Source organism: Salmonella sp. A1325 (assembly GCF_056991255.1).
In genome coordinates this window covers 156,394-170,324 of the sequence record NZ_JAMLWO010000001.1, presented here as the reverse complement: position 1 = coordinate 170,324, position 13,931 = coordinate 156,394, and the positions used below count along the sequence as shown (strand labels likewise).

General features: G+C 52.4%; 15 protein-coding genes and 2 pseudogenes. 5 read left to right on the top strand and 12 right to left on the bottom strand.

Annotated features, from left to right (window positions below; all coding sequences use genetic code 11):
• Nucleotides 1-47 precede the first annotated feature (47 nt).
• Nucleotides 48-776: a murein tripeptide amidase MpaA gene (gene mpaA, locus NAZ64_RS00910; RefSeq protein ID WP_220569862.1), complete on the top strand. Its 729-nt coding sequence runs from the start codon at nucleotides 48-50 to the stop codon at nucleotides 774-776.
• On the opposite strand, the gene ycjG is transcribed toward mpaA, so the two are convergent.
• On the bottom strand, nucleotides 751-1,716 hold the full coding sequence (gene ycjG, locus NAZ64_RS00905) for an L-Ala-D/L-Glu epimerase (RefSeq protein WP_001258068.1): 966 nt from the start codon (nucleotides 1,714-1,716) through the stop codon (nucleotides 751-753). The two genes, mpaA and ycjG, sit on opposite strands and share 26 nt — an antisense overlap.
• A 115-nt stretch (nucleotides 1,717-1,831) precedes the next feature.
• Here ycjG and tpx point away from each other — a divergent pair, with 115 nt between their 5' ends.
• Nucleotides 1,832-2,338 carry a thiol peroxidase gene (gene tpx / locus NAZ64_RS00900; protein ID WP_000084401.1) on the top strand — a complete coding sequence of 169 codons (507 nt, stop codon included), beginning with the start codon at nucleotides 1,832-1,834 and terminating at the stop codon, nucleotides 2,336-2,338.
• A gap of 88 nt (nucleotides 2,339-2,426) precedes the next feature.
• Here the strand turns inward: tpx and tyrR are convergent, their stop codons facing one another.
• From tyrR to pspA, 8 genes are all read right to left on the bottom strand, one after another.
• Nucleotides 2,427-3,968, bottom strand: a complete 1,542-nt coding sequence (tyrR, locus tag NAZ64_RS00895; protein ID WP_001235493.1) for a transcriptional regulator TyrR — start codon at nucleotides 3,966-3,968, stop codon at nucleotides 2,427-2,429.
• A 147-nt stretch (nucleotides 3,969-4,115) separates the two neighbouring features.
• The gene (locus NAZ64_RS00890; protein ID WP_001294463.1) at nucleotides 4,116-5,177 is read right to left on the bottom strand and encodes a YcjF family protein; all 1,062 of its coding nucleotides are present in this window, start codon (nucleotides 5,175-5,177) and stop codon (nucleotides 4,116-4,118) included.
• Nucleotides 5,174-6,571 (bottom strand): YcjX family GTP-binding protein, encoded by a 1,398-nt coding sequence (locus NAZ64_RS00885; protein ID WP_220569861.1) that lies wholly within the window; start codon nucleotides 6,569-6,571, stop codon nucleotides 5,174-5,176. The genes NAZ64_RS00890 and NAZ64_RS00885 overlap by 4 nt, the downstream gene beginning before the upstream one ends.
• A gap of 148 nt (nucleotides 6,572-6,719) precedes the next feature.
• Nucleotides 6,720-7,034, bottom strand: a complete 315-nt coding sequence (gene pspE, locus NAZ64_RS00880; RefSeq protein ID WP_000913428.1) for a thiosulfate sulfurtransferase PspE — start codon at nucleotides 7,032-7,034, stop codon at nucleotides 6,720-6,722.
• Nucleotides 7,035-7,146: 112 nt separating this feature from the next.
• Entirely contained in the window at nucleotides 7,147-7,365 is a 219-nt protein-coding gene (gene pspD / locus NAZ64_RS00875; protein WP_001097607.1) for a phage shock protein PspD, read from the bottom strand.
• 22 nt (nucleotides 7,366-7,387) lie between these two features.
• Nucleotides 7,388-7,747, bottom strand: a complete 360-nt coding sequence (gene pspC, locus NAZ64_RS00870) for an envelope stress response membrane protein PspC (RefSeq protein ID WP_000508938.1) — start codon at nucleotides 7,745-7,747, stop codon at nucleotides 7,388-7,390.
• The gene (pspB, locus tag NAZ64_RS00865; RefSeq protein ID WP_001274953.1) at nucleotides 7,747-7,971 is read right to left on the bottom strand and encodes an envelope stress response membrane protein PspB; all 225 of its coding nucleotides are present in this window, start codon (nucleotides 7,969-7,971) and stop codon (nucleotides 7,747-7,749) included. Before pspB ends, pspC begins: the two co-directional genes overlap by 1 nt.
• 59 nt (nucleotides 7,972-8,030) lie before the next feature.
• Nucleotides 8,031-8,699: a phage shock protein PspA gene (gene pspA, locus NAZ64_RS00860; RefSeq protein ID WP_000510996.1), complete on the bottom strand. Its 669-nt coding sequence runs from the start codon at nucleotides 8,697-8,699 to the stop codon at nucleotides 8,031-8,033.
• 170 nt (nucleotides 8,700-8,869) lie between these two features.
• Here pspA and pspF point away from each other — a divergent pair, with 170 nt between their 5' ends.
• The 3 genes from pspF to sapB all read left to right on the top strand — a co-directional run bounded on the left by pspF (nucleotide 8,870) and on the right by sapB (nucleotide 12,573).
• The gene (gene pspF / locus NAZ64_RS00855; RefSeq protein ID WP_483640843.1) at nucleotides 8,870-9,850 is read left to right on the top strand and encodes a phage shock protein operon transcriptional activator; all 981 of its coding nucleotides are present in this window, start codon (nucleotides 8,870-8,872) and stop codon (nucleotides 9,848-9,850) included.
• Nucleotides 9,851-9,961: 111 nt separating this feature from the next.
• Nucleotides 9,962-11,611 carry a peptide ABC transporter substrate-binding protein SapA gene (gene sapA / locus NAZ64_RS00850; protein ID WP_001241620.1) on the top strand — a complete coding sequence of 550 codons (1,650 nt, stop codon included), beginning with the start codon at nucleotides 9,962-9,964 and terminating at the stop codon, nucleotides 11,609-11,611.
• Entirely contained in the window at nucleotides 11,608-12,573 is a 966-nt protein-coding gene (gene sapB, locus NAZ64_RS00845) for a peptide ABC transporter permease SapB (protein ID WP_000583298.1), read from the top strand. Before sapA ends, sapB begins: the two co-directional genes overlap by 4 nt.
• A gap of 231 nt (nucleotides 12,574-12,804) precedes the next feature.
• Here sapB and NAZ64_RS00840 read toward each other — a convergent pair.
• The 3 genes and pseudogenes from NAZ64_RS00840 to NAZ64_RS00830 all read right to left on the bottom strand — a co-directional run.
• Nucleotides 12,805-13,104 (bottom strand): annotated as a pseudogene (locus NAZ64_RS00840) (recombinase family protein); the annotation flags it as partial.
• Nucleotides 13,105-13,262: 158 nt separating this feature from the next.
• A pseudogene (locus NAZ64_RS00835) lies at nucleotides 13,263-13,433 on the bottom strand (putative holin); the annotation flags it as partial.
• 58 nt (nucleotides 13,434-13,491) lie between these two features.
• Nucleotides 13,492-13,917 (bottom strand): subtilase family AB5 toxin binding subunit, encoded by a 426-nt coding sequence (locus NAZ64_RS00830; RefSeq protein ID WP_220569860.1) that lies wholly within the window; start codon nucleotides 13,915-13,917, stop codon nucleotides 13,492-13,494.
• Nucleotides 13,918-13,931: the final 14 nt, after the last annotated feature.

Genomic DNA, 13,931 nt, shown 5'->3' with positions numbered 1-13,931 from the left:
CAACACTACGATGATTACCCTACTGGTCTCAGCTTCGGGAAACATGTATGACTGTCACCCGCCCCCGTGCCGAGCGCGGCGCATTTCCGCCAGGCACTGAACATTATGGACGTTCGCTACTAGGCGCACCGCTAATCTGGTTTCCGGCGCCTGCCGCCGATCGCGAAAGCGGCCTGATACTGGCTGGCACCCACGGGGATGAAACCTCATCCGTGGTGACGCTCTCCTGTGCGTTACGCACCTTAAATCCTTCCCTTCGCCGTCATCATGTCGTACTTGCCGTTAATCCTGATGGCTGTCAACTGGGGTTAAGGGCAAATGCGAATGGCATTGATCTAAACCGTAACTTTCCCGCCGCCAACTGGAAAGCGGGTGAGACAGTTTATCGCTGGAATAGCCGCGCGCAAGAGCGTGATGTCGTGCTGCTAACCGGCGACCATCCCGGCTCAGAACCGGAAACCCAGGCGCTTTGCCAGTTAATTCATCGACTCCAACCCTCCTGGGTCGTCTCTTTTCACGATCCGCTAGCCTGCATTGAAGATCCACGTCGCAGCGAGCTAGGCGAGTGGCTGGCCGATGCTTTTGCGTTGCCGCTGGTGACCAGCGTAGGTTACGAAACGCCCGGTTCGTTTGGCAGCTGGTGCGCCGATCTCAACCTGCACTGCATTACCGCCGAGTTTCCCCCTGTTTCCGCCGATGAAGCCAGCGAAAAATACTTGCAGGCGATGTCGAATCTGCTTCGCTGGCATCCTAAAGATGGAGTTGACCCGTCGTAAAGCGTAGCGCGGGCTCAACATCAACCGCCAGCCATGTTGGGCCATCAAGATCGGCGAAGCTCACCTGCGGCATAAGCGGCAGCGCGGCGCTAATCGCTCTTGATGTACAGAGCATACAGCCCAGCATCAGGCCGAATCCTTGCTCCCGCGCCTCCGTTGCCAGCGCCAGCGCCTCAGTCAGACCGCCGGTTTTATCCAGCTTAATGTTGATCATATCGTAGCGCCCCGTCAGGGCTTTCAGACTACTGCGAGTATGGCAGCTCTCATCTGCACAGATGGGCAACGGATGAATAAAATTTTCCAGGGCGGCGTCATCCTGCGCGGGCAGCGGTTGCTCCAGCATCGCGACATTCAGATCCGCCAGTAACTGGCAACGCGCCGCCAGCCCCTCCGGACGCCACGATTCATTGGCGTCCACAATGAGCGTCGCCTCCGGCACCGCCGAGCGGATCGCCACCATACGTTCGCTAATCAGACGAGCATCAAGTTTGATTTTCAGTAACGTCGCCCCTTTTTCCCATAGTGCCGCCGCACTGGCAGCCATCTGTTCCGGCGTGCCTATCACTACCGTTTGCGCGGTAGTAAAAACCGGGGACAGCGTCACGCCGAGCAGCCCGGCAAGGCTTTGCTGCTGCTGGCGGGCCTGCAAATCCCATAAGGCGCTATCCACCGCGTTGCGCGCCGCGCCTGCCGGCAACAGTTTCTGCAATGCTTCGCGAGTCAGCCCGTTTTCCAACTGAGGCACAATACTCATGATTTGCGCCATGACCGAGGCATCACTTTCACCATAACGTGGATATGGCGTACATTCCCCGATGCCTTTTACGCCCTCTTCTTCCAGTTCGACAACGACAACATGCGCTTCGCTTCGGCTACCACGCGCAATAACAAAAGGCGTATGTAACGGCCAGGTTTCCTCATATACCTTAACAGATCTCATCTCTTCCCCTCTGATAGCGCCGGACGCGGCTTGCTACAAATAGTATTTGCCGTGTTAATGAATAATGACTTAAACTGGATTTCGACGTTAACTATAAGTAAATAGGAACATAATTATGTCACAGACTGTACATTTCCAGGGTAACCCGGTCACCGTTGCCAACGTTATTCCGCAGGCTGGTAGCAAAGCACAGGCTTTTACTCTTGTCGCAAAAGATTTGTCTGACGTTTCCCTCAGCCAATATGCAGGCAAACGCAAAGTGCTGAATATTTTCCCAAGCATTGATACTGGCGTATGCGCCGCATCAGTTCGTAAGTTTAATCAACTGGCCACAGAAGTGGAGAATACCGTCGTATTGTGCGTTTCTGCTGACCTGCCTTTTGCACAGTCGCGTTTTTGCGGCGCGGAAGGCCTGAGCAACGTTATTACGCTTTCCACTCTGCGTAATAACGAGTTTCTGAAAAACTACGGCGTCGAAATCGTTGACGGCCCGCTGAAAGGTTTGGCGGCGCGCGCAGTCATCGTGCTTGACGAAAACGACAACGTTATTTTCAGCCAGTTGGTGGATGAAATCACCCACGAGCCGGATTACGACGCCGCGCTTAATGTCCTGAAGGCATAAGCCAGCGACTGCTGGCGCTACGTTTGTCAGTGCTACAGGCGGTGCTCTTTTGTCACAAGAAGGCCTCTATCCGGAGGCCTTCTTTTTCCTACTCTTCACCCTTCTTCTGGCTCAGACCATATTCACGCAGCTTATTGGCAATCGCGGTGTGCGATACCCCCAACCGTTTCGCCAGTTTACGCGTACTCGGATAGCTACGATAAAGCTGGGTCAGGACAGAACGTTCGAAACGACTGGTAATGTCATCCAGCGAACCTTCCATCGCATCCTCGCCGACTGCCACCGTCGCGGCATCGTAGTCAGGCAGCAGGATATCCTGCGGACGCAGCTCATACCCTTCCAGTTGCGTCAGCGCCCGGTAAATCGCATTTTTAAGCTGGCGAACGTTACCCGGCCAGCCGTAACGAGTGAGAACCGTACTCAGATCGGCAGACAGTTTCGGTCGCGGAACGCCCTGTTCGTCGGCAAAACGCGCCACGAACAGTTCGGTCAACGGCATAATATCCTGCGGACAATCGCGCAACGGCGGCAAATTAAGCGTCAGAACGTTAAGTCGATAATAGAGATCTTCGCGGAACAGTCCTTTTTGCACCAGCTCCACCAGATTTTTCTGCGTGGCGCAGATAACGCGGACATCAACATGAATTTCGTGATCTTCGCCGACGCGACGGAACGTACCATCATTGAGAAAACGTAGCAGCTTCGCCTGCATACGCGGCGACATTTCGCCAATTTCATCCAGCAGCACCGAGCCGCCATTCGCCTGTTCAAAAAAGCCTTTTTTACCTTCCGGCGCATGGCCAAATAGTTCGCTTTCTACCGCATCTTCCGGGATTGAAGCGCAGTTGAGCGCCAGATACGGTTTCGCTGAACGAGGGCTTGCCTGATGACAGGCATAGGCGAAAAGATCTTTGCCGGTTCCCGTATCGCCGGTAATCAGCAGCGGCGCGCTGAGCATCGCCAGTTTGCGCGCCTGCTCAACGACGTGCTTCATCTTTGCGCTCACGGCAATAATCTGACTAAACGCGCTCAGATCCTGCGTGGACAAATTCTGTAGCTGCTGCCCCATACGAATAGTGGAACGCAACATCACGACCGCCCCGGTCAACACGTATTCGTCATTTTCGTTTTGTAAATGTACCGGCGTAATCTCCATCAGGAAGTTTTGCCCGTTGATCACGACATGTTCGTTATGGGAGCTTTGCGGATTACCGTCCAGCCAGCGCTGAAAATTGAAGCCATTGATTAATTGTGCGGCTGTATGGTGCCGCATTCGCTCCTGGCTCTGGGCAAAAAGCTGACAACTCGCCGGGTTCGCCATCTCCACTTTACTCTTCATATCCAATGAGAGCACCGGCTCCGGCAACGCCTCAAGCAGCGCGCTCAGGGCCAGATGTTCACGTTCGGACGGCATCCAGGGAACGGTACGGACATCCGTTACGCCGGAAATACGGCGGATTTCGGCCATCAGGCTGCTAAAGTCGGTGAATTCCAGCTCAGCAAAATTAAGATAAATTCGCCCAATGGGATCAATCTCGATTCCGCGTAAATCAATGCTACGTAACACCAGTAAATCAAGTAATTCGCGGGTCAGACCAAGTCGGTCTTCACAAAAGACTTCCAGACGCATGGGAACCTTCACCTGAATAATGAACCATTAAATAGATGATAAGCCACTATTCGGCTGGCAGGAAGGATTCTGTCAACAAATATTGACAGCATGGCGGAAAAACGGGCGCTGCGGCGTAAAGCCAGGCAATCAGCGCCCTGTGGAAGGTCATTTCTCAGGCGACGACTTACTCTTTTGCAGCGTCTCTTTTAGCTGACCGATAAGCTGACGACGAAAATCACCGAGACGTGGTTTATCGTTATCGATCCACGGCAATGGTCGACATAGCTCCATCGCTTTTATTCCCAGTCGAGCGGTAAGGAGACCTGCGCCAATCCCCTGCGCCGCGCGCGTGGACAAGCGTGCGGCCAGATCCTGAGACATCCAGTCCATACCGACTTCACGCACCAGCTCACTGGCCCCCGCGAACGCGATATTCAGCAACACCAGACGGAACAGACGAAGGCGGCTGTAATAACCAAGTTCAATGCCATACAGCGTTGCGATACGGTTAATCAGGCGTAAATTACGCCAGGCAATAAACGCCATATCCACCAACGCTAACGGGCTGACGGCGATCATCAGAGTCGATTCCGCGGCGAAACGGCTAATCTCACGTCGCGCCTGCGCGTCAAGTACCGGCTGTACCAGATGCGCATACAAACCGACGATTTCCCTGTCGTTTTGCGTTTCGTGAATAGCGGCATACCAACGTTGTAATGCCGGATGTGATTGATCAATCCCCGCCTGCTGCGCCAGTTTTTCGCAAAATGCGCGACCTTTCCCGACGCTATGGCTATGTAACAGTTCACGCGCTTCATCGCGTTCATGCGCCCGCTGGCGCAAGCGCCATAACCGCCGCCACTCCGTGACCACCGATCCCACGCCAGCGCCAATGATCAGCGCGCCTGCGGCACAGCCGCCTAAAGCGACCCAGTCCTGAGTTTGCCAGGCATTCATTGTCCACTGTACGCCTTGCCCGACCACGCTCGCGCCAAACAGCGCCAGCCCTCCCATCACCATTTTACGCCACAGACTGCGTTTGGGGCGCAGCGCGGCATCGACCGCCGCTTCTGCCACGCCTTCGTCTTCCGGGCGCTCATCGATAGCTGCAGGCGCAAATGTACGCGACTCCGCTTCGCTGAAAGTTTGCTGCGCTTTGAAGGCCGACGTAGGTTCCTCCTTTAGCGGTTCTGCAAAATCAATACGCGGTTTTAACGGTTCGCTCATCGCAGCTTATCTCCTATTAAAAACTCCAGAGCAGCGTCCAGACGAATATGTGGTAACGGTTTATCAACATCCATCACCTGCGGACGAAAGGCTTCGAACTGAAAACCCTGACTATCCCAAAACGCTTGTCCCGGCAAACGCGAAGGCACTTCGCCGGGGTACACGGTTAACGGCGCGCCGTCACTCAAACGGTTTCCACGTAAAGCCGGGATTTTTTCACCGTTGACCTCAATCACGCCGCTGGTGGTCGCCTGTACCGACGCCAGCCCCAGGCAATCCATACTAATGCCTTCAAACGCGGCATTTTGCCAGGCATCCTGAATAAGCTGCTGGAGCAAGGCCACCATATTGGCATGTTGGTCGAGGGTGACATGGTCGGCTTTCGTCGCGGCGAACAGCAATTTATCAATCACCGGCGAAAACAAGCGGCGAAACAGAGTCCGCTGGCCATAGTGAAAACTTTGCATCAACTGCGTTAAGGCGAGATGCATATCATTAAACGCCTGCGGCCCGCTATTAAGCGGTTGCAGACAGTCGACCAGTACAATCTGGCGATCAAAGCGTAGAAAATGATTTTTATAGAACCCTTTGACCACTTTTTCGCAATAGTAGTTAAAGCGTTCGCGCAGCATTCCAGCGTTGGTCTGCTTATCCGCCTGCGCCAGTTTTGACTCGCCGAAGGCGTCCACATCCGGCCACGGGAAAAACTGCAACGCTGGCGCACCCGCCATATCGCCCGGCAAAACAAACCGTCCAGGCTGAATAAAATGCAATCCCTGCGATTTACACTGATGCAAATAATCCGTCCAGGCGGCGGCAATCTCCGCCAGCCGGTTTTCATCGGCGGGCGCCAGCGGATCGAGCCCGTCGCAAAGTTGCCGCCATTTTGCGGCCCACTCAGCGCGTTGTCCTTGTAACAAGCCGTTCATCTGACGGGACCAGCTTAAATAATCCTGAGCCAGCATGGGCAGATCGAGTAACCATTCCCCTGGATAGTCCACAATCTCCAGATACAATGTCGAGGTATCTTTAAAATGGCGCAGCAGCGAGTCGTTTGAGCGATAGCGCAACGCCAGCCGAATCTCACTGACGCCGCGCGTCGGTGTGGGCCAGGCGGGAGGATTGCCATAAAGCTGAAGTATCCCCTCGTCGTAGGTAAAACGGGGAATACCAAAATCACGTTGAGGCACGCGCTTTACGCCAAGCAGGCGTTCTTCGCGTACCGCGCTGAGCAACGGTAAGCGCGCGCCCGCGTGGACATTAAGCAACTGGTTAACCATCGCCGTGATAAACGCTGTTTTACCGCTGCGGCTCAACCCGGTTACGGCAAGACGCAAATGCCTGTCTACCCCACGATTGACCAGAGCGTTGAGTTCAGTTTTAAGTCGCTTCATTGACATCCTGTTGAGTCTGAAGAGAAGAAAAAATAATAACGAGCCTGCGTTATAGATATGTGCAAAAACGTTATTATCAACTACCCGGAGAGATCAACAACGGCGCATTAAGCGCCGCGGTTAGTATGAGTATTGAGCAATAGATTATCTATTTTTTTACTTTCGGCATATCAAGACGACTGATGCCGCCCATATTCATCGCGTGCGTATACCCCATATCAAGCAACATTTGTTTTGCCATGCCCGACTGTCGCCCGGAGTTGCAATATAACTTTACCGTATCGTTCCTGTCTGGAACTACCGTTTCGATATGAGATTTAATCTCCTTCAATGGGATATTAATCGCGCCCTGAATATGCTCACGCTGATATTGTTCCGGAATGCGGACATCTATCCAGTATTCTGCGGCATAAAGCGGCATGGCTATGAATAACGCTAACGCAAATATTCCTTTTTTCAACATACTTCCGTCCTGACACGTAATGTATTTCGCACACACTATACGCCAGAGCTTAACGAAATATTATGACCAGACTCGCTATTTGTAACGCTGCGAAATATTATGACCAGACTCGCTATTTGTAACGCTGCGAAATTTTATTCGCCGCCTTACGAAGTACTGGCTCCAGCGCAAACGCCAGCAACATTTTTAGCGGACGACGGGCGACGGATTTTACCGCCCATCCCGCCACGCCGGCAGGCCCGTAGCGTAACGCGGTCAACAGAACCAGCTTACCTGCTATTTTGAAGCCGGGCTTCACCTTCTGCCCGGCGCGTTGCCAGCGAGTATTCATCTTCACCTTCCCGATATATCACTTACAGTTGACGGAAACGACTACGCAATGTGAACGTATCTGACGTGACGTAGCGTTCCATTTCTCGCAAACGCTTTTCGCCTGCGGCAAGCTCTCTGTCTACGGTATCCAGCAGTTCGCCGCTGGTCGGCTGCGGTTTGCCTGCGGCCAGATTATCCGGCATAGGGTCCAGTACAAAAGACAGAACGATATAGGCCACTACGGTAAAAAACGCCAGCCCAAAGAAAATCGACAGCACGACCAGAATACGCACCAGTTTTACCGGTACATCAAGGTAGTCGGCGATCCCGGCGCAAACGCCACGTACCATGCCCTTTTGCGGCATACGCCATAGTTTTTTATTCAGATTGATTCCACCCATTAGCGCTCTCTCCAGTTCGGATGCTCTGCATCAAGAATGTCTTCCAGCGCCTGAATGCGCTCGCGCATACGTTGCGCGTCGTCTGTGAGTTGCAGTAAGCGTTGCTGCTCGCTTTGCGACAGTTCTCCCCGACCGGCGCGGTTGCTGTAATGCAGCCACAGCCAAATCGGTAACACAAACAACACAAAAATGGTTAACGGGATGGCCAGAAATAGCGCGCTCATGCGTTCTCCTTACACCTAAAGCTGATGAGCGACGGCGCGTACCGGCGCCGCCATTGTCATTATTGATTATCTTGCTTCATTTTGGCTTTCAACTGCGCCAGCTGCTCGCTGATTTCATCATCGGCTTTCAGGTTGGCAAACTGTTGGTCCAGCGATTGCTGCTTACCAAAACGATGGCTTTCCGCTTCCGCTTCCATTTGATCGATACGACGTTCAAAGGATTCAAACCGCGCCATGGCTTCATCCAGTTTGCCGCTGTCAAGCTGACGACGGACATCGCGGGAAGAACTTGCCGCCTGATGGCGCAGCATCAGCGCCTGCTGGCGAGCGCGTGTTTCGCTGAGTTTGTTTTCCAGCTCGCCAATCTCTTTCTTCATGCGCGCCAGCGTGTCATCCACCAGCGTGACTTCCTGTTCAAGCGTAGCAATTAAATCGGTCAGCTTTTGTTTTTCAATCAATGCGGCGCGCGCCAGATCGTCTTTATCTTTGCGCAGAGCCAGTTCCGCTTTTTCCTGCCACTCGATCTGCTGAGCCGTAGCCTGTTCAATACGACGGGATAACTGTTTCTTTTCCGCTAAAGCACGCGCGGAGTTCGAGCGAACCTCCACCAGCGTATCTTCCATCTCCTGAATCATCAGGCGCACCAGCTTCTGCGGATCTTCCGCTTTTTCCAACAACGCATTGATATTGGCGTTCACGATGTCGGCAAAACGAGAAAAAATACCCATAATTCAATCCTCACATAATGTTCTGATAACGGGCGATGCCCTGCTACATGATTAATACAATTTGCGTGCCAACTTTTCATATCACTGATAATAAAGAAATTGTTTCGTTTTACCTCGCCAGCAAAAAAGGATAAAGTGGTGAAAAACACTAACAAGTGGCGATTTTCATCATGGCTGAATTTAAAGATAACCTGCTCGGCGAGGCAAACCGTTTTCTTGAAGTACTGGAACAAGTCTCCCGGCTCGCGCCGCTGGATAAGCTAGTGCTGATTATTGGCGAACGCGGGACGGGTAAAGAACTTATCGCCAATCGCCTGCACTATCTCTCTTCACGCTGGCAGGGGCCGCTTATCTCGCTTAACTGCGCGGCGCTTAACGAAAACCTGCTGGACTCCGAACTGTTTGGTCATGAAGCGGGTGCTTTTACCGGGGCGCAAAAACGCCATCCCGGTCGCTTTGAACGCGCCGATGGCGGCACGCTGTTTTTGGATGAACTGGCGACAGCGCCGATGCTGGTACAGGAAAAGCTGCTGCGGGTGATTGAATATGGCGAGCTAGAGCGCGTCGGCGGCAGCCAGCCGTTACAGGTTAATGTGCGATTAGTATGCGCCACTAATGCCGATTTACCCGCCATGGTGAAGGAAGGGACATTTCGTGCCGATCTGCTCGACAGGCTGGCTTTTGATGTTGTACAACTGCCGCCGCTGCGCGAACGCCAGAGCGATATCATGCTGATGGCCGAGCATTTTGCTATTCAGATGTGTCGTGAGCTACGTCTGCCCTTATTTCCCGGTTTTACCGATCGGGCAAAAGAAACGTTGTTGCATTACGCCTGGCCGGGTAATGTCCGCGAGCTGAAAAACGTAGTCGAACGTTCAGTGTATCGCCACGGCAGCAGTGAACATCCTTTGGATGAAATTGTTATCGATCCTTTTCAACGCCATCCCGCTGAACCGCCCGCGCCCGCCCTGCCAGCGGCATCCGTCACGCCTGACCTGCCGCTCAAATTACGTGAGTTTCAACTGCAACAGGAAAAAGCGCTGCTGCAACGTAGCTTACAGCAGGCGAAATTTAACCAGAAACGAGCCGCCGATTTGCTGGCGCTCACCTACCACCAGTTTCGCGCCTTGCTTAAAAAGCATCAGCTTTAGCTATTTCTCCGACTAATTGACGACATTTACGCCAGTTATCCACCGACATTTTTACGTGGCGGGCCGAAGTGCGATACACTTTGCAAATTGAACTTCAAAAACTTAACTATTATGCGCCTGGTTTTATCGTCTCTGATCGTGATAGCGGGTCTACTGAGTAGTCAGGCTACGGCTGCGGCTGCGCCCGAACAAACTGCGAGTGCAGATATTCGCGATAGCGGCTTTGTGTATTGTGTTAGCGGGCAGGTCAACACCTTTAATCCGCAAAAAGCGAGCAGCGGCCTCATCGTCGATACCCTGGCAGCCCAGTTATATGACCGCCTGTTGGATGTCGATCCCTATACTTATCGTTTAGTCCCAGAGCTGGCAGAAAGCTGGGAAGTGCTGGATAACGGGGCAACGTACCGTTTTCACCTGCGCCGCGACGTTTCCTTTCAAAAAACCGCCTGGTTTACGCCGACCCGAAAACTCAATGCTGATGATGTCGTCTTTACCTTTCAGCGGATTTTCGATCGTCGGCATCCGTGGCATAACATCAACGGCAGTAGCTTCCCCTACTTTGATAGCCTACAGTTCGCCGACAATGTAAAAAGCGTGCGTAAGCTGGACAATAACACCGTTGAGTTTCGCCTGACGCAGCCAGACGCCTCCTTTTTATGGCATCTGGCCACACACTACGCTTCCGTCATGTCCGCTGAGTACGCCGCGCAGCTTAGCCGAAAAGATCGTCAGGAACTGCTAGACCGCCAACCGGTCGGCACCGGGCCTTTCCAGCTTTCGGAGTACCGTGCCGGGCAGTTTATTCGTCTCCAGCGCCACGATGGGTTTTGGCGCGGCAAACCGCTGATGCCGCAAGTGGTGGTGGATTTAGGCTCCGGCGGTACCGGGCGTTTATCGAAATTACTGACCGGTGAATGCGATGTTCTGGCCTGGCCCGCCGCCAGCCAGCTAACTATTTTACGCGACGATCCGCGTTTGCGCCTGACGTTGCGCCCGGGGATGAATATCGCCTATCTGGCCTTTAACACCGATAAGCCGCCGTTGAATAATCCCGCAGTGCGCCATGCGCTGGCCTTATCGATCAACAACCAGCGTCTGATGCAATCGATTTATTACGGCACGGCGGAAACCGCAGCCTCCATTTTACCGAGAGCCTCATGGGCTTACGATAACGATGCCAAAATTACGGAGTACAATCCGGAAAAATCGCGCGAACAGCTAAAAGCGCTGGGCATTGAGAATCTTACGCTGCATCTCTGGGTGCCGACCAGTTCTCAGGCCTGGAACCCAAGTCCGCTAAAAACGGCGGAGCTTATTCAGGCGGATATGGCGCAGGTTGGCGTAAAAGTGGTCATTGTGCCGGTTGAAGGTCGTTTTCAGGAGGCGCGCCTGATGGATATGAATCACGATCTGACCTTATCCGGCTGGGCCACGGACAGCAACGATCCGGATAGCTTTTTCAGACCGCTGTTAAGCTGTGCAGCCATCAATTCGCAAACCAATTTCGCCCACTGGTGTAACCCTGAATTTGACAGCGTGCTGCGTAAGGCACTGTCGTCGCAGCAGTTGGCTTCGCGCATAGAAGCGTATGAGGAAGCGCAGAATATCCTGGAGAAAGAGCTGCCGATACTGCCGCTGGCATCATCACTACGCCTGCAGGCTTACCGCTACGATATTAAAGGGCTGGTGTTAAGCCCTTTCGGCAATGCGTCTTTTGCCGGCGTCTCCCGCGAAAAACACGAAGAGGTGAAAAAACCATGATTATCTTCACCCTGCGTCGGTTATTGCTGTTGCTGGTGACGCTATTCTTCCTGACCTTTATCGGCTTTAGCCTGAGCTATTTTACGCCGCACGCGCCGCTACAAGGCGCATCATTATGGAATGCCTGGGTTTTCTGGTTCAACGGTCTGCTGCACTGGGACTTTGGCGTGTCCAGCATTAACGGCCAACTGATCTCCGAACAGCTTAAAGAGGTGTTTCCCGCCACGATGGAGCTGTGCATTCTCGCCTTTGGTTTTGCGCTAATGGTCGGCATCCCGGTCGGGATGCTGGCTGGCGTGACGCGTAGCAAATGGCCGGATCGTTTTATCAGCGCGCTGGCGCTATTAGGTTTCTCAATTCCGGTTTTCTGGCTGGCCCTTCTGCTCACACTGTTCTTTTCGCTCACGCTGGGGTGGCTGCCGGTATCCGGGCGATTTGACCTGCTTTATGAAGTTAAACCGGTTACCGGTTTCGCCATCATTGATGCCTGGATTTCAGATTCGCCGTGGCGCGATGAAATGGTGATGAGCGCCATACGGCATATGGTTTTACCGGTGCTCACGCTTTCCGTCGCGCCGACCACAGAAGTGATCCGCCTGATGCGAATCAGCACTATTGAGGTCTACGATCAGAACTACGTTAAAGCGGCGGCCACGCGCGGCTTGTCGCGCTTTACGATTTTACGTCGCCACGTGTTGCATAATGCGCTGCCGCCGGTCATTCCCCGTCTTGGTCTGCAGTTTTCAACCATGTTAACGCTGGCGATGATTACCGAAATGGTTTTCAGCTGGCCAGGGCTGGGACGATGGTTAATTCACGCCATTCGTCAGCAGGACTATGCCGCTATTTCCGCTGGCGTGATGGTCATTGGGTCGCTGGTTATTGTGGTCAATGTGATTTCCGATATTTTGGGTGCTATGGCTAACCCTCTGAAACATAAGGAATGGTATGCCTTACGATAAGAAACAATAAAAAATATCATTAAATCAAAAAGTTATGCTTTTATTTTTGTGATAAGTTCGTTTTTTAGTACACAAATATATACATATTGTTTTCTATTTTCTCCGGCAGTCCATGCTTCGATGATGATTGCCGGAGATTTATCTTCTCTATCAGCGCCTCCGGGTTTCACTGCGTATCGCTACCTGCTGTCGCGGTACTCCTGCCCCAATCAAACGCCCGACCTGCGCCTATTGTTCCAATGTTAGTTTCGGTCGTCGGCCACCATTACACCCCCTCGCCCTTGTCGCTTCCAGTCCAGCGCGGGTTCTTTTCACAATCAATGCACGTTCCATTTCAGCGAGTGTGCCCATGACATGAAAGAAGAATCGCCCCATTGGCGTCGACGAGTCTATGCTGTCGGTCAGGCTGCGGAAATTAACGCTGCGTTCGCGCAATTCTTCTACCAGAACGACCAGATGACGCATACTGTGACCAAGGCGATCAAGCTTCCATACAACCAGTGTGTCCCCTTCTGATAACGTCCTGACTAAAAGGAGCAGGCTTCACGGGCTGGATTTATCCAACAAAGCGCGTAGTGAGTGTTTCCCGTGAGGCTGAATACGAAAAAGGCCACGTAAATGCGTAGCCTTTATGGTGAGAGTTCTAATCTTAAGAGGCACTCCATCAAACAAACCACCCACAATTGTCAGAAGCTTGAAGGAGTGCTTTGGGGTGACAGTATCTGCGGCATTGTTGCCACGAACAACGTTCCCGCAAATGCTCAAAATACAATCCCAAAATCCGCTCCAGTAAACAGTCTGAATATCGTTGCCCCACAGAGCGATACAGCCATACAGGAACCTGATAAAGGTTCAGACATAATCGTCTCACCAACAAGATTAAGCCTGTTCTTTAGAGCGTTTAATACCCAGCAACATTTAATTTGTCGACGCAGGCCCCATACAATAACTTGATGAGCTACAAGTAGTTATCGCAATTAATTCCCTGGAAGAGAATGCACTTTTGAAATCGGGGTCGCGCCAAACATTCTCTTTATAATATATCCTTACATCCCCCCCTGTTGTATAATAATACTTTGCTATATTTAGCATGTTATCAAACCCCTGTTTATGATTCCCGTACACATCCACTTTACACACGGCATTGACACTAATAGCTTCACTCCCGCGCTTCAGTCCGATACAAAAAAACTGAGTTTCCTTACCCCCTGACGTATACACACCATAAGACAGGTTGTTAATCTGAACATTACTCACATACGTATCATAATCAGCCATAACTGCATAACAAACACTGGATAATGACGCAAGAGCAAGAGTCAAAACCTTTAATTTCTTTTTCATAATCCACTCCAACA